The organism is Shewanella woodyi ATCC 51908, from assembly GCF_000019525.1.
In the GTDB taxonomy this organism is placed as follows: Bacteria; Pseudomonadota; Gammaproteobacteria; order Enterobacterales; family Shewanellaceae; genus Shewanella; species Shewanella woodyi.
In genome coordinates this window covers 702,743-722,072 of record NC_010506.1, presented here as the reverse complement: position 1 = coordinate 722,072, position 19,330 = coordinate 702,743, and the positions used below count along the sequence as shown (strand labels likewise).

Genomic DNA, 19,330 nt, shown 5'->3' with positions numbered 1-19,330 from the left:
CTTAAGTAAGGCTTGAGATCATCAACATTTTATTTAGTAGTAATCCATTTTTTGTTCGAGTCTACTGACCATCGCCTAAATAACTCGAATATCGAAAACTAGAACCTAGAACCTAGAACCTAGAACCTAGAACCTAGAACCTGTAATTTTTTATGCATAGGGCAGAAATGCCAATAATGAAGCGATACCAATCAATACAAACACCACACTAATAACCGTTTTAACTCTCTTCATCCGGGCTCGGGTATTAATATCTCTTGCCGCTCCCCACTTAATCGCCACACGGTAAACTCCAATTGCCCCATGAAGCTCAACACAAACAAGCAGAGGCAGATAGAGCAACCAAACCCCATCATTCCATATTCTGTCAGCAGATCCTGCAGGACCTATGGTCTCTGGCGCAGCGCCGATTAACCACAGATGCACAGGCAAAAGAAACAAGATAGCGACGCCAGTCAGAGCCTGCCAAACCCATAATTTAGTATCACCATGATTGATAACACTCATCTGCTTTTTAAGTGCGAGCTGCTGACGTAGATTCATTGGTAGCTTCGTAATAGCCACCACAACATGCACCAGTGCTAACGCAGCAACACCTGTCGCAATAAGCGAGACAACCCAAGGGTAGCCATGGCCATCAGGGCTTAAAAAATTAAGCTCCATCACGCCAGCAACCCATGTCATGGCATCGCCTCCCAATAAAATAGAGGAGACCAGCACAAGATGAGTCCATAGGAACAGAGCCAGAATAACGCCAGACACACTCTGGCTAATGTCCAGTTTGCCGCTCCAGTTTTTCCCCTCACTCCAGCTTTTTAGCTTAGAAGCCTCACCTGCTTTATTGTTTATTTTAGTTATCGCCATAAAACCCTCATCAGATCCATTGAGTTTGCATCTATCTAAGTTAAAAAAAGTAAGCACTTAGATAATGTCGCTCACAAATCAACCAAATACTGTGAGACAGATCAAATCAGGATTAATTAATCAATTAACCACTAAAATACTCATCCAGAACGGTTTTTATTGACGAATGTTCAGCGTAACTCTTTAAAGATATCGCTAGTTAGGTACATATGGCTGCACTGGCGTTGTTAACTCTGCACCAATGAAGAGGTACGACACTAAGCTCAGCACACCAATTGTGATGAGGTAGATGATCATAAATTTAATCACTTTCCGTAAACCTGTACGATTAGCGGTAAAGCCCCACTTAATTGCAACGCGGTAAAGCCCAATCATGGCGTGAATGACAACGGCAGGTAGCAAAAGTGCATAGAGCAGCCAAGCGTTATCTAGGTAGACACGCTCAGCCGACAGATGTGGCCCAATCTCTGGGTTCGTGATCATGGTAAAGATATGTACTGGCGCTAAGAAAAACAGAATAAAACCGGTTACCAACTGCCAGAACCAAGCATGGCTATCTTTATGGTTAATACCATTCATATGGCGACGAAGCGCTCGCCACTGGCCAAGTTGAGCAGGAAAACGTCGCAATGCAACAGCGGCGTGTAAAATCACCACAAGAAGAATAAATACCGAGAAAATCTTAGTGACTAAAGGAAAACCATGGCCGGACTCGCTAAACATGCCCCCCTCTAAAATCTGTACCACCTGATAAAAAGCATCTTTCCCGAGTAAGATGCTCGATTCAAAATGCAGGTGAGCCAGTAGAAAACACCCGAGCAACAACCCAGTGGCACTCTGTATCTTATCCGCTTTAGCAGACCAAGGGTTACCTGTTAAACCAGCAAAGCTCGAAGTGGGAAGTAGGGTTTTTATTGTCATCTTTTTATCAGGCCTAATGTCGGCAATTATTACAATCTACACACCTTAGCAATAAGCGCAGCCTTAAAAATAATCCCACCTACGGATCGTGATAAAGCTCACTCCTTCAGCGCTGTTTTTTTGAACCACATCACAAACAACCAGCAAAATAAAAACAGAGGTAATACCAATTAACCAGACAAATTCAAAAGGTTACGACCCACATTCAAACGAACAGTCTAAATTTTAAATAGCATATTTCAGGTTTCCACCATAGCCATGGGTAAATTTTCGCCCCAAGATCTTCTCACTCTTTAAATGCCCCATGTTACAATGCGCCCATTGCAGCAGTTACAAGAGACGATCCCATATGCCTTGGATCCAGTTAAAAATCGATACCGATAATCAACATGCCGACACACTCAGCGATCTACTGATGGAGGAGGGGTCACTCTCTATCACATTAGAAGATGGTAAAGACACACCCATTTTTGAGCCTACATTAGGCGAAACGCCCCTGTGGAACCACACGGTGCTGACAGCGCTATTCGAAGCCGATCGCGACCTGAGCATAGTGGTTGACAATTTAAAGCTACAGCCGTTTCTAGGCGCTGATTTCAGCTATAAAATTGAGCAAGTTGAAGATAAAGATTGGGAACGTGAATGGATGGATAACTTCCACCCCATTAAGTTTGGTGAGCGTTTATGGATCTGTCCAAGCTGGCGTGAGATCCCCGATCCAGAAGCGGTTAATATTATTCTCGATCCAGGTCTCGCCTTCGGTACAGGTACTCATCCAACAACGGCTCTGTGTCTAGAGTGGTTAGATAGCCTCAACTTCGACAATAAAGAGGTGATCGACTTTGGCTGTGGCTCAGGTATTTTAGCGGTCGCCGCACTGAAACTTGGTGCAACTAAGGTCACAGGGATCGATATCGATTACCAAGCTATCGATGCCTCTAAAGCGAATGCAGAGCGAAATGGCGTAGAAGATCAATTGACACTCTATCTACCAGAAGATCAGCCTGAAAATCTTAAAGCCGATATCTTAGTCGCCAACATACTTGCAGGCCCACTTCGAGAGTTAGCGCCACTGATTGCAGAAAAAGTTAAACCTGGTGGACAACTGGCGCTATCAGGCCTATTACAAGAGCAAGCACTCGAAGTTGCAGAGTTTTATACTCAGTGGTTTGATATGGATGAGCCCGCTCACAAAGAGGAGTGGAGCCGCTTGACAGGAATACGTAAATAACGCTAGCGGTAGCACACCGCGTGCTACCACAGAGTTCGCGCCTTGCAAAAGTCAAGAAAAAAAGTTTCGCTCAGGTCATTTATTGACCTTTTCACTGGCTCAAAAAAGGCGTACTATAGCGCCCCTTTGAAGCTCTAGGTATGTTGAAAATGCAGATTGGACCCTATCAACTGAAAAATCAGCTGATCGTGGCACCAATGGCAGGTGTCACAGACCAAGCCTTTAGAAACCTTTGTCTTCGATATGGCGCTGCCATGGCGGTGTCAGAGATGCTTTCATCTAACCCCGATGTTTGGGATACAGATAAAAGCCGCCAGCGGATGCTTCATGCTGGTGAAGATGGGATACGATCAGTACAAATTGCAGGTGCAGATCCAGAATTGATGGCCAACGCCGCCGTTGTCAACGTACAACAAGGGGCGCAGATCATCGATATCAATATGGGTTGTCCTGCAAAGAAAGTGAATAGAAAGCTAGCGGGTTCAGCACTACTACAAGACCCAGTGCAGGTAAAAGCAATTTTACAAGCCGTGGTCGCTGCAGTTGATGTCCCCGTGACACTGAAAATTCGAACTGGATGGGCCCCGGAGCACAGGAACGGTGTTCAAATCGCCCAGATAGCCGAAGATTGTGGTATCGCCGCGTTAGCCGTACATGGCCGAACTCGGCAGTGCATGTATAAAGGTAATGCTGAATACGACACGATTAAAGCTATTAAAAAGAATGTCTCGATCCCTGTTGTAGCGAACGGAGACATCACCACCCCGCAGAAGGCGCAATTTGTGCTTGAACATACGGGAGTTGATGCTCTTATGATAGGTCGAGGTGCCCAAGGAAGGCCTTGGATTTTCCGAGAGATCCAACATTACCTGGAAACGGGTAACATGCTAGCGCCTGTAGAGGTGGATGAAAAGCGTCAAGTGATGCTGGAACACCTTAAAAACTTATACTCACTTTACGGTGAATATAAGGGGATCCGTTTCGCTAGAAAGCATGTTGGATGGTATTTGGACCAAGATGAACAGCGTCCATTCCGCGCCGAATTTAATCGGCTGGAAACTGTTGAAGAACAAGGTTCCATGGTGGAACGCTATTTTGACGAAATTGCACAGAATTAATTAAAGAGCAGAATACGAATGTTTGATCAGACTACTAACACAGAAACTCATCAGCTTACAGTTGGCAAAATCGAAACCGCTAACGGTACTATCAAGCCTCAGTTATTACGTGACGCAGTAAAGCGCGCAGTAACTAACTTTTTCGCTCAGATGGACGGCCAAGAAGCTGAAGAAGTGTATGAAATGGTGTTAAGCGAAGTTGAAGCACCTCTGCTAGATATCATCATGCAGCACACTCGTGGTAACCAGACTCGTGCAGCAAACATGCTAGGTATCAACCGTGGTACTCTGCGTAAGAAACTAAAGAAATACGGCATGAACTAAGACTAACCGTCTAAGTGATTGTAAGAGAACGGGCTTTCCAGCAATGGAAAGCCCGTTTTGTTATGCCCTCCACACAGCTGTTAAAAACCACATCATGTCTTTATCAATCCTTGAGCTAAATCCTGTGCTTCCTTAGGGCTTTATGACACAATCCGAATGGGCAAAGCTGTCCGCAACGGTTTGTTATCTTTCCTAGAAGGACCTTGTTAGGTTATGAGCATCAATAAAGCAAAACTGACTGAAACCGATATCATCACCAAATTCATCATGCCAGCGATTAAAGATGCGGGCTGGAATGATATGACGCAAATTCGCCAAGAGGTGAAACTGCGCGACGGTAAGGTCATTGTGCGTGGCCAACTCGGTGTGCGCAAAACCGTAAAGTCTGCTGATATTGTGCTTTATCACAAACCAAGCATGCCACTTGCTGTGATTGAGGCTAAAGCTAACAAACATGAAGTAGGCAAAGGCATGCAGCAAGGGCTCGATTATGCACGCTTGCTTGAGGTACCTTTCATCTTTGCCTCTAACGGTGATGGCTTTATCTTTCACGACAAAACCCATGCCGTCACAAACAGTCAAGGCACATCAGAAGCTCACTACCTAGAATCCGAAATCCGCCTTGAGGACTTCCCATCACCACAAGAGCTCTGGGCCAAGTATTGCGCTTGGAAAGGCTACACCGAAAAGCAGCTACCCATTATCAATCAAGAATACTATGACGATGGTAGCGGTAAGCATCCTCGTTATTATCAACTGCAAGCCATCAACAAGACCGTAGAAGCAATATCATCAGGTAAAGACCGTGTATTGCTGGTCATGGCAACAGGCACAGGTAAAACTTACACGGCGTTTCAAATCATCTGGCGCTTATGGAAGTCTCGCGCTAAAAAACGCATTCTATTCCTAGCCGACCGTAATATCTTAGTCGACCAAACTCGCATAAATGACTTTCAACCGTTCGGTCAATCCATGACTAAGATAACCGGCAGAACCGTTGACCCTTCATACGAGATACACCTCGCACTCTATCAAGCCTTAACTGGCCCAGAAGAGAGCCAGAAAGCCTTTAAGCAAGTAGACCCAGACTTCTTTGACTTAATCATTATCGACGAGTGCCATCGCGGTAGTGCCTCTGAAGACAGCGCATGGCGTGAGATTCTAGAGTATTTCAAAAGTGCAGCTCAAGTAGGTTTAACGGCGACCCCTAAAGAAACGACTGAAGTATCAAACTCAGACTACTTTGGTGATCCGGCTTATACCTATTCCCTTAAAGAAGGTATTGAAGACGGCTTCTTAGCACCCTATAAAGTGGTGCGCGTAGATATTGATGTTGATCTACAAGGCTGGCGACCAACAAAAGGCCAAATAGATAATCAAGGTGAGGTAATAGAAGACCGTATCTATAACCAAAAAGACTTTGACCGCACCATGGTGATTGATGAGCGGACTCAGCTGGTGGCTGAGACGATAACCAACTACCTAAAGCGTACAGACCCAATGGCAAAGACCATTGTATTTTGTAACGACATCGACCACGCCGAACGCATGCGCCGTGCTATCGCCAACCTCAATCCAGAGCAAATGGCGAAGAACGATAAGTACGTGATGAAAATCACTGGTGATGATGAGCTAGGTAAAGCACAGCTTGATAACTTCATCAACCCTAAAAAACCTTACCCTGTCATTGCCACTACTTCAGAGCTGATGACCACAGGTGTCGATGCTAAAACCTGTAAGCTGGTGGTACTGGATCAAAACATTCAGTCAATGACTAAGTTTAAACAGATCATTGGTCGCGGCACCCGTATCGATGACAGATACGGCAAGTTGTGGTTCACCATCTTAGACTTCAAAAAGGCTACCGAACTGTTTGCCGATGAGCGCTTTGATGGTACGCCAGAGAAGGTCTTAGTCGTTACCCCTACAGATATAGAAGATGACGATACTGACATTGATGGCACAGATTCGATTGATGACCCAAGTGATGAAGATAATCCATTCGATGATGGTGAGCTTGGTGGCGATAGCAGTAATAATCAACCCGATGGTAATGGCGATGGTGCTCAAACAGGTGAAGGTGAATGGACAGACGATGAAACTCGTAAAGTAGCCAAATACCGAGTCTCGGGTGTAAGCGTTAGTAAAGTTGCAGAGCGTGTGCAGTACTACGATAGCGACGGCAAGTTAGTTACCGAGTCTTTCAAAGACTACACTCGCAAAACCATGGCTAAGCAGTTCAGCTCTCTCGATGAATTCGTAAAGCGCTGGAATGATTCTGACCGTAAACAAGCCATCATCGATGAGCTCGCACAAGAAGGCATTATCTGGGCCGCACTTGAAGAAGAGGTTGGCAAAGATATGGATCCATTCGACATGATCTGTCATGCGGTATACGACCAACCACCACTAACGCGTAAAGAACGTGCAAATAACGTTAAAAAGCGTAATTACTTCACCAAATACTCTGACACAGCCCAAGCAGTATTACAGAATTTACTGTTAAAATACGCCGATGTTGGGGTGCAAGAAATTGAATCAATGCAGGTGCTCAAAGTACAACCCTTTAACGAGATTGGCAGCCTCAGTGAAATCGTTAAAAAAGGCTTTGGTGGTAAAAAAGAGTACGAGCAAGCGATTAGCGAATTGGAAGCTGAGATTTATCAGCTCCACCAGCAATCAGCTTAACAATCGCGCCGCGTAAAGCATGCAATAAAACCGTTATTTCACAGGCTTGATTAATCATTTAATCGAGCCTGTTTTCAAATTAAAGAGAATACTATGTCTATCAGTTCAGCGATTAAATCCATCCAAGATATTATGCGTAAAGATGCCGGTGTTGACGGCGATGCCCAGCGCCTAGGGCAAATGTCTTGGTTACTTTTCCTTAAAGTGTTCGATGCCCAAGAGGAAGAGTTAGAGCTTGAACTAGACGATTACCGTGAGCCGATCCCAGAACAGTTCTTGTGGCGCAACTGGGCTGCTGACAATCAAGGCATCACTGGTGAAGAGCTACTGGATTTTGTAAACGATGAGCTATTCCCACAGCTTAAAAACCTCACTGCGCCGATAGATAAAAACCCGCGCGGTTATGTAGTCAAAGAAGCATTCTCAGATGCCTTTAACTACATGAAAAACGGTACCCTACTGCGCCAAGTGATCAACAAGCTTAATGAAATCGACTTTACCGACTCAAAAGAGCGTCACTTGTTTGGTGACTTGTACGAGCAGATCTTAAAAGACTTACAAAGCGCTGGTAATGCGGGCGAGTTCTATACCCCACGCGCTATCACTAAGTTCATTGTCGCAGTAACAGACCCTAAGCTTGGCGAGTCTATTATGGACCCAGCTTGCGGTACTGGCGGCTTCTTAGCATGCGCGTTTGACCACGTTAAAACTAACTACGTTAAATCGGGCGAAGACCACAAGACCCTACAGCAACAAATCTTTGGTGTTGAGAAAAAGCAGCTGCCACACCTACTGTGTACCACCAACATGATGCTGCACGGTATTGAAGTACCAGTACAGATTAAGCATGGCAACACCCTCAATAAGCCATTATCAAGCTGGGATGACCAAGTTGACGTCATCATTACTAACCCACCATTTGGTGGCACCGAAGAAGACGGTATTGAAAAGAACTTCCCAAGCGAAATGCAAACCCGTGAAACTGCGGATCTATTCCTACAGCTAATCATCGAGGTTCTAGCAACGAAAGGGCGTGCAGCGGTGGTATTGCCAGACGGCACCCTATTTGGTGAAGGCGTTAAAACCAAAATCAAAAAGCTGCTGACGGAAGAATGTAACCTGCACACTATTGTGCGTTTACCTAACGGTGTATTTAACCCATACACTGGCATTAAAACTAACATCCTATTCTTCAACAAAGGCCAGCCAACTAAAGATGTCTGGTTCTATGAGCACCCATATCCTGCAGGAGTGAAGAACTACAACAAAACCAAGCCAATGAAGTTTGAAGAGTTTGCAACTGAATTGAGCTGGTGGGGCGTTGAAACCGACGGTTTTGCATCACGAGTTGAAAACGAGCAGGCATGGAAAGTGTCTATCGATGACATCATCGCTCGCAACTACAACCTAGATATTAAAAACCCCCATGTAGGTGATGTGGTCAGCCACGATCCACAAGAGTTACTACAAGACTACGCCAAGCAGCAAGCCGATATTCAATCCTTACGTGAGCAGCTTAAAGACATTCTTTCTGCCGCCCTTTCTCCTAAAGATTCAGCGGGAGAAGTTAGATAATGGCTGAGCACGCATTAAATAAGGCTGTGGAACTAACGACAGAGTTAACCGCAGAGCAATTAATCACTGAGAACCTTGATATCTGGACGACCGCCATCGAGCAAAAGTCAGCGTCAGGCCGTGGTTCATCAAAGAAATTTTCACTGCATGGCATTAAAAAGTTGCGTGAACTGATCTTGGAACTCGCCGTTCGCGGTAAGTTAGTACCACAGGCCAGCCGCGAGGCGAGAAATAGTGCTAGCTATGAACCAGCATCAATATTGCTTGAGCGCATTGCTAGCGAAAAAGCACAATTGGTGAAAGACAAGAAGATTAAAAAGCCTAAAGCTTTGCCTGTAATTAGCGAGGATGAAAAGCCGTTTGAGCTGCCCAAGGGGTGGGAGTGGACGAGGCTTCAAGATATTGGACATGACCTTGGTCAAAAGACACCTGATTGCGAATTTACATATATAGATGTTGGTGCAATCAATAAAGAACTAGGCTTTGTTGAAGAGCCAAGTATCTTAAAAGCTTCTGACGCACCATCTCGGGCACGAAAACTTGTAAAAAGAAATACCGTTATTTATTCGACTGTACGACCATATTTACTCAATATTGCGGTCATTGGTAACGATTTATCTCCAGAACCTATTGCGAGTACAGCCTTTGCAATCATCCACCCTTTATTGGGAATGAATAGCTCATATATTTATCGTTATTTGCGTTCACCTTGTTTCATTAATTATGTCGAAAGCGTTCAGACAGGTATTGCTTACCCAGCAATTAATGATAAACAATTTTTCAATGGCATTATTGCAATTCCTCCAACTGAAGAGCAACACCGCATCGTCGCTAAAGTTGATGAATTGATGATCTTGTGTGATGCCCTAGAAGCGCAAACAGAAGCTAGCAAGTCAGCACACCAAACCTTAGTTGAAATCTTGCTAGGGGCATTACTGCTTCCTTCTGCTGATGCTAACAGCCCTGAGCCGGTAGAAAGCCCTGAGCTGTACTTTATAGAGAGCTGGCAACGTGTTGCCGAGCATTTCGATACGCTATTCACCACCAGCGCCAGCATCGACACGCTAAAGCAAACCATCCTGCAACTCGCCGTCATGGGCAAGCTGGTACCACAGGATACTAATGATGAACCAGCCGCTAAGCTACTAGAGCGTATCGCCGCAGAAAAAGCGCAATTAATAGCTGACAAGAAAATCAAAAAGCAGAAACCACTGCCAGCCATCACCGATGAAGAAAAGCCGTTTGAACTACCGAATGGATGGGAGTGGGCAAGGTTTGTAGATATAGCTTATCTTATTACTGATGGTGCTCACCACACTCCAAAGTACATTGAGCATGGCATTCCATTTTTATCAGTTAAAGATATGAGTGATGGCAAATTAAATTTTGGTGATACTAGGTTTATTTCAGAGGAACAACATAAAGATTTGATTAAGAGATGCAATCCTCAAAAAGGTGACCTTTTACTTACTAAGATTGGGACAACAGGTGTTCCTGTCTTAATTAATACTGATAAAGAATTTAGTATCTTCGTTAGCGTGGCTTTGATTAAATTTTCAACCAATGAAATTGATGGGAACTTCCTTTCTCTTTTGGTTAAATCCCCATTAGTGAAAAAGCAATCTCAAGAGGGTACCCAAGGTGTAGGTAATAAGAATTTAGTTCTCAAAACTATTTCAAATTTTCCATTATTATTTCCCCCTTTAAATGAACAACACCGCATCGTTGCTAAAGTTGATGAGCTAATGGCGCTTTGCGACCAACTCAAAGCCCGCTTAAGCGACGCCCAAACAATCCAACTCCACCTCACCGACGCCATCGTCGAACAGGCTATATAATCAATGAGCAACACAGACATTATCTATAGTTTTGATGTCGTTAAAGACCTTCCAGATGCCGAACTTTATCAACGTTTGTTTGATAGTTGGGGCATCACCAATGGCAAGATTGAAGTTTGGGGTGAGCTCCGAAAGAACCCATTTAATGATTGGGTGAGTCTCTATGACATTAAAACAGTTGATGGTAACAGGATTATTTCTTATCCGGTTAGTGCCCACAAAGGGATTGATAAAGGCGTGTTCATTAACCAAGAAGTCGCTAAACGGCTTTTAGGTAATGATGACACAGCTTGGGTTAGGTGTGAATTAGAGCTTTCACCACCAACAGAACGAACCAAAAAAAGTAATCCATTTGACGTATCAGTTAAGCGAGGAAGTGCAGCACGCTTAGCGTCATTACCTCTATCAAATGACGATATAATTCAAGGTGATGTATCAAACTATATCCCTGAGCTTATTTATAATTTTTACATAAAAAACCTAACAACAGAAATTGCAGAGTCTAAGTCGGCTATAGAGAGCGAGCTTAAAAGCCTAGAGTTTGACAAGATTGCTAAAGAGTCAGCTTTAGAACAGCTAGACCAAACGTACGCCAAAGTAAGCGAAGAAAGTAGTCAATTATCAACGCTTGTAACTACAAAAAATGAAGAACTCAAAGCCCTTAAAGCCCAATACGAAGAGATGCAGTTAGAAATGGCCATGAAAATCGAAAAATTAAAGTCTTATATTTCCGAAAAAGCCGTTTTTTTAAAGAGCTTTGAGTTCATCGATGAGGATGATTTCGATAGCTTTATCTTTGAAGTAACGAAGAGCCGTGGAACTGAAGATATGGTCAGTTTTTCAGGGATACTCGACGGTGATTATAAGCAGGCGGTCTCATACATTCAGGCTTACTTAAAAGAACAAGATATTTTATACCCACGTCATATCATCGAAAACTATCTTACTCTTATTCGCTCAAACGATTTAATCATATTGGCGGGTGACTCGGGCTCTGGTAAAACCAGCTTGGTACAGTCATTTGCCAAAGCTGTTGGTGGTAAATCAAAAATCATCCCAGTAAAGCCAAACTGGACCAGTTCTGAAGATCTGTTGGGTTACTATAATCCACTTGAGAAAAAATACCTTGCAACACCATTTCTCGAAGCGCTGATTGAAGCACAACAAAACCCTGATATTCCTTACTTTATCTGTTTAGATGAGATGAATTTAGCACGGGTTGAATACTATTTTGCAGACTTCTTATCAAAGCTCGAAGATAGGGACGGCACGCCTGAGATACAGCTTTATTCTGATAATGAATCTGCGCATGTGTTATCAGAACTTAAAGCTGTTGTGTCCATCATTTCAGGGGCAAAAGAAAAGTATTCCCAAGATGGACTGGTCGACTTTGTGAAGCTAATGCAAGATGAAGCAGTCAATACTGAAATGAAGCGTGCTTTTGGCTTTAGCGATAAAGACTCATTAATAAAATACCATGGCGATATACGCCGTATGCTGGCAGGTATTATAAGCACACCGTCAGCAATTAAAATCCCTGCAAACGTTCGAATCATTGGTGCGATTAACATCGATGAAACTACCCACTATTTGTCACCTAAAATTCTTGACCGCGCACATATCATGAAGTTTAAGAGCCCGCTTTTAACGGATTGGGATGAGATATTCGCCGAAATCGACACCTATGACTTTGATGATGTTTCAAAACCTTTGTTTATGGAGGTTGAAGAGTTAGGCGATAGAACACCTTATCCAAGCTTTAAGCGAGACGATGAGTTTTGCCAGCTCTTTGTTGAACTCAACAAAGAGTTTTTTAGCCCTCTAGACGTCGAGTTTGGTATGCGTACCATTCGTCAAGGACTTAACTACCTTGGACTGTTCACAGAGTTGAATTCAAGCCATGAGCAGGCGATTAATAATTTTATTATCCATAAAGTGCTACCTAAATTTACCTTTGACGGCAACAAACAGTCTGGAAACTTCAATAAGCTAGACCTGCTAGAGAAAGTACTACTACCAAAGCTTGAAGAACTAATAACAGAACATGAGTCAATTTCAAGTGAGTTCTCCTGCGTAGAAGGGCTAAGATCGATTATTGAAAATGCAAAATCGAATGATGGCGTGGTTAATTACTGGGCCTAACAATGAAAGCGAAGTTTGAAGTTAAGTACCTAGATATTACTTGGTATGACAAAAACACTGTTGTAAGCGTTACAGAGTCTTTCATCCCCCTAAAGCTGGAATTTGAAGACACGCTAAAACACTTTACTTGTCATACTGTAATCTATCCTAAAACTGACGGCGTTAAACATGGGCAATTAGCTTTTAGGGCTCTAACTAAAAGCTCTACCGCTCCCTATTTTGAACGAGCTGACGGTCAACGCATCCCTCTTAAAAAAGTGTTAGACAAAGACACAGGCAAAACGTGGTGGGTTGAGGCTGATGTATGGCTAAAAGATAATAAGCGTTGGGCTGGTAAGTCCCACCGAACTGCAGGCAATATAAAGGCTTACCTGAGTGGCCAGATTTGCCAAATCGTTATCGGTTCCTCTGAATTTACAGCCGAGCAGCTAAACCGCTACCTTTCTGACTTTAAGAGTGATTTATGGGAGTTGATCTTAGATGAAAATAGCTACGTCACAGGCAAAGCAAAAAAGGTACAGGAAGGCGGGATAAGCGAAGAAAGCATTCAGCTAGTTAATAATATACTTTCCCATGCACAAAATATCTTAAAAAAGCCTAAATCTGAACTGCGAGAAATCCAAACATTAAAACCTCGAAAGTTAGTTAGACCTGTGAATCGAACTTTTATGGAGCTTGCCACTAAAGGAGAGCGAAAGTTCCTAACCAGCCGTGCAACCGAGCCTAGTTATAACGTACCGGAAAACCGTTACGTGTTATTCGCTTTACAGCGTATACATAAGATCTTGAAGCAGTTAGTCACAATATCAAAGAGCAAGGTCAATCGTTTAGAAAATACCGTCACGAAGCTAAATGAAAGACTTGAGGCGTTTAGTGATGTAAAGCAGATTGATGAAGAACTCGTTTTAAAAGACTTAAAACGGATGCAGTCTTTGAGTAATGCTGTCGACATTACGAATGGACTACATAAACAGCTTGAAAGTATTAATAACAATAAACCAAGACAATCGACTACTTACCTCTGGTACCTGAAGTTATCAAAAAAAACGGAAGATGGTAGCTTTTTTGCTGGTGTTAAAACAAATCCAAATGCCCCATGGTTTGAATATGAGTCAGTAAAAGAAACGGTCATTCTAAAGTTTGGTAATGGCAGCGAGAATTATTCCCCCCTCTTTGAACCATATTTTGAGTATGAGGTGCAAGCTAATTTAGCTAACTTTTCTGGCATTTCTCAACGCGATACACCATACCATACTTATACCCTGCTCGACCTAACGAGCATAAAGGTTATTGGAGGAGTAGGTTTACAAAAACGACACGATAAATATTTAGCAGCTAAGCAGCAAGTCGATTTAATTCGCAATAGTGGCTGGAGAAAGCAACTTACATCACAAGAGAAATTAGAGCAAGACAGAGAAAAGAGATCAGTTCAAAACCAGCTAGAGACCTATAGCAATCAGCATTTATCAGTTAAATTAGTCTACGAACAACTTGAACCTAAGTTACACAAATTTAAAGTCTTACTTAATCAGATTGAAAAGTTAGGAGTCAAGCCATCCTCCACTTTTCCTAACTCAATGACTTTTGTGCAAAACATTGATTATCAGGCAGTTCATTCTGGCTATAAAAGAATCCGAGAACAGACAAACCTGACAGATGAAGATCTACTGTTATCTCTAGAGAAAGTAGAAGATATTGGGTTAATCAATATGCCTCTGCTCTATGAGCGCTGGTGCTTATTACAAATGATAAAAGTGCTAGTACAGAATTATCATTATCAGCCTACTGATGATTGGAAGCGTAGACTGCTGAAAATAATTTCAACAGGTAGGCATAGCGAAAGCATGGGCTTTAGTAATGAAGTACTGAAGCGAGATCTCAAGCTAAGATATGAACCCGTTTTGGCTAATGGTAGAACGCCTGACTTTGTTATGGACGTTAACTTTGAGCGTAAGAATGGTGAGCGCTTTACAAAACGTTTTGTTATGGATGCTAAGTTCTACTCTAATGGTATTCTGAAAAACAATGGCGGCATTTCAAGTGTAGTTAAACACCTCTACCACGAGAAAAATTATAGTGAAAATGGCGCTAATGCAGTATTTGTACTTCACCCTGCCAAAGCCGCTATTGAGGAAAAGGTTTCGCCACAGCTCTGGGGACAAGATAGCTATCTTGGCGAGTTAGCAATGTTTGATTGGGATAGTTCAAGCCGTCAACTCTATCATCAGTATGGTGCAATATGTGCTAACCCTATCTTAAGGCTACGTTATTTAGATGAATTCCAACGTATGATAGGGATGTTCTTGCAGTATGGTATTGAAGAGAACTCATTGGGGGGTCGCCCTGATGATGTTGAATCAATGAACTTTTGTATTGCTTGCGGCTCTCATCAACTAACTAGGAAAGACACAAATACAGGAAATCAAAGGTCTGCTTGGTATGAATGTGATGAGTGCAAACACTTTACAGTGTATAACCATTGCTACAGTTGTAATACGCGACTTATCAAAAATGGTGACTATTGGTCATATCACTCGCAAATGCCTATGGAGCCATTAAACATCAAGTGTCCAGCATGTGAGAGCTTGTTATAACTAAATCAGGCTTTTATTCTGATGAGCAGCGCTATATTAATAACGCTGCTCGCCTATGAACAACTAAAACAAACTACAAAGCCTTTTCACTCTCCACAACAGCCTCTCTTTGTATCTCATCGAGCCATCGTTCAAGCGCTATCTTCTTCTCATTGATATAGTGACTACGGTTGTAGATCCCTTCAACACCGGAGACAGAGTGGCCTAACAGGTGCTCAACAACATGAGGTGGAATACCTAAGTCATTAAGTCGAGTCGCGAGGGTTCGCCTTAAATCGTGCAAGGTCCACTTCTTCTCGTGTTGTAGCTTTTCCCAGACCCTGTAGCAGATCTTGCCACCGTAAACGCTAACCGACTCAGGGCTCTTTAACTGTCCAAGCAGATATCCTGACTTCTGGTTTTAAGCTTTAAGCTGCTTTAACCACGGATAAATCCACGACCTGTCTTTCTAAACATATCACTCAAAATCCTTCAATCGCTGCGACCGCTCCTTTAAGCCATCGAGAATCGAATCCCTAATATGTGATGGAAAGTCTTCTGGAAGCTGAGCTTTAACCTTGTCAATGACCTCATCGACTCTATCTTCTATCTCTATCAAAATGGCAGCCATGACTTCAGTATCAAAACCGACAGCCTTTGCAGTTTGAATAAAATGCCTCGGAAAAATCTGTGCTATCGAATACTTCTTACCTTTACTGGCCTTAAGCCCCATAGCAAGCTTAGCATCTCGAATATTGAGCCCCTTACCACCTATCACTGGGTACATGGATATGATGTCGTAAAAGGGCGTTAACCGGTAACCACCACCAGCATCAATAAATAACGAAAAGTTTTTAGCATGACCATCTGTCGCGGCTAGCAACCAAAATAAGACCTGAGACTTCATAAAATCAAGCCTATCCTGATCTGCATTGGTAGAGCCCACTAGATAAGGCATGATCTGTTCAATACCGGGACCACCATGGTTTTCATATTTTTTAGCGGGCGGGACATTTAATGTCTGGCAAAAATCCTCTTGCGGTAAGCGCATAATCCATTGGCCATCACTTGATAACTTACGGTCAAACCTGTCCACTGCAAGTGCCTTTATATCGCCCACTTTGATTATTGAGCAGTGTGGAACTGCTAAGCCAAACTCCCTGACTATCATCATGCAAAGGAATTCGTTTTCAACGCTATCAGACATATCAATCCGATATGAATGGCTCTGTATGTCACCAATAGGCAATTTAATAATATGCGTTGTGGGTGTTGCTTTTATAGGGAGTTTCCACTGGCCATCCAGATTAAGTAAGGCTGTCTTTTCCTGCGCGCCCGCAATGGAGATCCGAAAATCATCTTCATCATTTAACATGCCCAATGGAATGTCTGACTGGTAACCTTTTAGTACCTTTTCCAATGCCTCATCAGATAAAGGTTTGGCTTCAATCTTTTTAACTTCAAAAGGCGCTTGCCCATGCGGTACTAGCTGCAATGCACCAACACTGTCTTGGCCGACTTTACTCAGTAGATCGAATGCTTGTGTCGATTGAGCATTGTGACGAGCAACAATCCGGTTTCTCACTTCAATATTGTCAGGTAATAGGTTATCAAAGAAGTTATACACTTCATCGCCTTTGTACACTTGCTTTCGAAGTGGCATAGATAAGGAGATTGGACGACTACCTTGTGTATCTAACCACTGCGGTGCGTACTCAAACAAGTGAGAACCTGTTGTCGACTTGGTGAGCTCCCCCACCAGATAGCCATTCATATAAATATCGAGTACAGCCATTACCACTCCTCCTTCCACTCTTGGTTTTGAGCAGTGGCAGTGGCTTGAGCTTGATGATCATCAAGAGGCTTATCTTTCACATTAGAATGGGCCAGCTCGGGATTTCTAACCTTGATATCTAACTCAAGATTAAGTGCAGATAAGATCTTAAACAGCGTTTCTAATTTCGTAGAGTCAGGGTTTTGCTCAAAGCTTGAGACTGTATCCTGACGAATACCAACCTTATTGCCCACTTTGCTTTGCGATAGCTTCATGTTCAATCGCGCATCTTTTAAATACGCACTAAGCTGTTTTGAGTTTGTCACCTTCATAATTGGCCCACCTATGCACTCGATCCCTTTCTAACTTTACACGCTCTAACAGGTAAATCAAGATTTACACGCTAAAACAGGTAAAACCTACTTTACCTGCTACAACCGTTAAATTCAATTCACACGCTATAACAGGTAAAAATAGAAATGTTACAAGACAAACTACAAAGCCACACTTTTATGCGCGTAAAAGTGTGAAAAATTGCATTTTAATGCGCGTAAAAGTGTTGCGGTCCAAAGTTATCGAAGGCTATTCCACTTTTCTGTCATCTGGTTATCTATGCTTGTCAGTAATTGATTAGGGATACCAAGATTTTTTGCTTCTTGGGTGAAGCTTCTGCTCTGCTGATAAATCTCTTCTAGCATCTCTCGTAATGGCTTATCACTTGAGTAGCCTGCTTGGCCAGCCAGTATATTAAGTGCTTGCTTTGGCGAACTGCCATTGCCATTAAACGATGTCATATGCTGTTTGTATGGCGAGGGGCTGTAAACAATGTCGTAAAACGGTGATAGCCGCCACTGATCATTATCGTCAGCTAAAAAGGCAAAGTTTTTAGCATGATCATCTTGGTTTACGGTAATGAAATTGAACAAGGCACGTTTAACTAGCTTTCTCGCCTCCCCAACACCACACAGCATTCGAGTGGCCTTAACGAGATCAACATAATCAAGTGAAGGCTCCCTAAAGGGCGCATCAAGTAAACCACAAGCCGAGATCATGTGTCGCTTACCTTGAGGAGTACAATCAAATCGGGTTTGCTGTAACCACATTCGTCCTGCACTCGCTTCAATCAATTCAAATTTAGGCGTTTCAATACCCAAATTACTGGCCATCTGCATGTAGGCGTATTCCACCAAGCTTTCAGAATGCTTTAGGTCGAATTTTTCAGAAGTTAATTTAACAATTAGTTTTTCACCAGTGGCATTAGCATGTGTCGAAAATTGGCCATCACTGGTTTTTGTTACATTCAATTTAGGCCGCGCACCACCAGATCCCGCCGCATTCATAAGCTGTTCAATTAACTTTGATTCAGTTCCTTCAAACTCTTTCACCGCCTCTTGACCTAGAGTTACTAACTCAACATCTCTTGAATCGGCTTCAAGTAGATGCATCTCAGGCTCATAGGACAAGGCACCAAGGCATTGGTCGCCAATATATGCCAGTCGCTCTAACGCTGTGATAAGTTGTGGGTTGTAGCCATTTTGCCTAAATACTCTGTCCATAAGGTGCAATCCCCAACCATCTGGCAGGCTGTCACCGAACACACCATGGATACCATAATGTGGCTGCTTGGGTGCTTTTTGTAGTGTGAGATCGGCCTTAATATTAAATGGAGCGATTGAAGTAGGATGTTGAGCTAAATAGTTTTCATCGAACTGAAAGTATGTGCCCGCTCTATTTTCTGCCAATGTGCCAATATGCGCCTTTGAGCCATCAGAAAATGTTCTGTTTACTCTAAGTGGAGTCTCAAGCATTTTTTAGTACCTCTTCAATGCTGGTAGGCTGCTCATTATCAGTCTTAGTTAATGTTCGGACTTTGCTTAAATTACCAACAGCTTCATAAAGCATCAAAAACTGCCTTAGTGAAATATTCCCTGTGGTTTCAAACTTTCTAATGGTTCCATAAGGTACGCCAGAGCGGGTCGATAATTCTTCCACCGACAACTTATTTAGTTTGCGAGATTGACTTATAAAGTCACGCAACTCCATTTGAACATCAAAAGCGGTATATAGATTCAACATACAAACACCTGTCACTATAGTGACAAAACAAATCATAAAAAGACAAATATTGCTACTATAGTAGCAACATTAGAGAGGTTTGTAATGTTTTATCCGAGATATTCACCGCGCACATAACGCATTCAGTGCTATATGTTGGGCTCTTTTTTGAAGTAACAATTTGGAGTCGATGTGCCAAACACCCTATGATGTCTAAACCTGTTATT

At 42.8% G+C, this 19,330-nt stretch carries 15 protein-coding genes; 8 read left to right on the top strand and 7 right to left on the bottom strand.

Annotation, left to right across the window (positions count from 1 at the left end; all coding sequences use genetic code 11):
- Positions 1-150 precede the first annotated feature (150 nt).
- Positions 151-864: a fumarate reductase cytochrome b subunit gene (locus SWOO_RS02635; RefSeq protein WP_012323153.1), complete on the bottom strand. Its 714-nt coding sequence runs from the start codon at positions 862-864 to the stop codon at positions 151-153.
- A 195-nt stretch (positions 865-1,059) separates the two neighbouring features.
- Complete coding sequence (locus SWOO_RS02630) at positions 1,060-1,785, bottom strand: fumarate reductase cytochrome b subunit (RefSeq protein ID WP_012323152.1); 726 nt, start codon at positions 1,783-1,785, stop codon at positions 1,060-1,062.
- A gap of 349 nt (positions 1,786-2,134) precedes the next feature.
- On the opposite strand from SWOO_RS02630, the gene prmA reads away from it, so the two are divergent.
- The 8 genes from prmA (at position 2,135) to SWOO_RS02590 (ending at position 15,295) form a co-directional block, all read left to right on the top strand.
- A complete protein-coding gene (prmA, locus tag SWOO_RS02625; protein WP_012323151.1) occupies positions 2,135-3,016 on the top strand; it encodes a 50S ribosomal protein L11 methyltransferase in 882 nt (293 codons plus the stop codon).
- Positions 3,017-3,165: 149 nt separating this feature from the next.
- Complete coding sequence (gene dusB, locus SWOO_RS02620) at positions 3,166-4,134, top strand: tRNA dihydrouridine synthase DusB (protein WP_012323150.1); 969 nt, start codon at positions 3,166-3,168, stop codon at positions 4,132-4,134.
- Positions 4,135-4,152: 18 nt separating this feature from the next.
- A complete protein-coding gene (gene fis / locus SWOO_RS02615) occupies positions 4,153-4,458 on the top strand; it encodes a DNA-binding transcriptional regulator Fis (protein WP_005496187.1) in 306 nt (101 codons plus the stop codon).
- Positions 4,459-4,671: 213 nt separating this feature from the next.
- Positions 4,672-7,146 (top strand): EcoAI/FtnUII family type I restriction enzme subunit R, encoded by a 2,475-nt coding sequence (gene hsdR, locus SWOO_RS02610; protein WP_012323149.1) that lies wholly within the window; start codon positions 4,672-4,674, stop codon positions 7,144-7,146.
- 93 nt (positions 7,147-7,239) lie between these two features.
- Entirely contained in the window at positions 7,240-8,721 is a 1,482-nt protein-coding gene (locus SWOO_RS02605; protein ID WP_012323148.1) for an N-6 DNA methylase, read from the top strand.
- Positions 8,721-10,559, top strand: a complete 1,839-nt coding sequence (locus SWOO_RS02600; protein WP_012323147.1) for a restriction endonuclease subunit S — start codon at positions 8,721-8,723, stop codon at positions 10,557-10,559. Before SWOO_RS02605 ends, SWOO_RS02600 begins: the two co-directional genes overlap by 1 nt.
- Positions 10,560-10,562: 3 nt before the next feature.
- Positions 10,563-12,701: an AAA family ATPase gene (locus SWOO_RS02595; protein WP_012323146.1), complete on the top strand. Its 2,139-nt coding sequence runs from the start codon at positions 10,563-10,565 to the stop codon at positions 12,699-12,701.
- Positions 12,702-12,703: 2 nt separating this feature from the next.
- Positions 12,704-15,295 (top strand): hypothetical protein, encoded by a 2,592-nt coding sequence (locus SWOO_RS02590; RefSeq protein ID WP_012323145.1) that lies wholly within the window; start codon positions 12,704-12,706, stop codon positions 15,293-15,295.
- Between the two features lie 73 nt (positions 15,296-15,368).
- Here SWOO_RS02590 and SWOO_RS02585 read toward each other — a convergent pair whose 3' ends face one another.
- The 5 genes from SWOO_RS02585 to SWOO_RS02565 form a co-directional block, all read right to left on the bottom strand.
- Entirely contained in the window at positions 15,369-15,626 is a 258-nt protein-coding gene (locus SWOO_RS02585; protein ID WP_267864810.1) for a tyrosine-type recombinase/integrase, read from the bottom strand.
- 126 nt (positions 15,627-15,752) lie between these two features.
- Positions 15,753-17,069 (bottom strand): type II toxin-antitoxin system HipA family toxin, encoded by a 1,317-nt coding sequence (locus SWOO_RS02580; RefSeq protein WP_012323144.1) that lies wholly within the window; start codon positions 17,067-17,069, stop codon positions 15,753-15,755.
- On the bottom strand, positions 17,069-17,380 hold the full coding sequence (locus SWOO_RS02575; RefSeq protein ID WP_012323143.1) for a helix-turn-helix domain-containing protein: 312 nt from the start codon (positions 17,378-17,380) through the stop codon (positions 17,069-17,071). The genes SWOO_RS02580 and SWOO_RS02575 overlap by 1 nt, the downstream gene beginning before the upstream one ends.
- Before the next feature lie 240 nt (positions 17,381-17,620).
- Positions 17,621-18,856, bottom strand: coding sequence for a type II toxin-antitoxin system HipA family toxin (locus SWOO_RS02570; protein WP_012323142.1), 1,236 nt, complete (start codon positions 18,854-18,856; stop codon positions 17,621-17,623).
- On the bottom strand, positions 18,849-19,124 hold the full coding sequence (locus SWOO_RS02565; RefSeq protein ID WP_012323141.1) for a DNA-binding protein: 276 nt from the start codon (positions 19,122-19,124) through the stop codon (positions 18,849-18,851). Before SWOO_RS02565 ends, SWOO_RS02570 begins: the two co-directional genes overlap by 8 nt.
- Between the last annotated feature and the right edge of the window lie 206 nt (positions 19,125-19,330).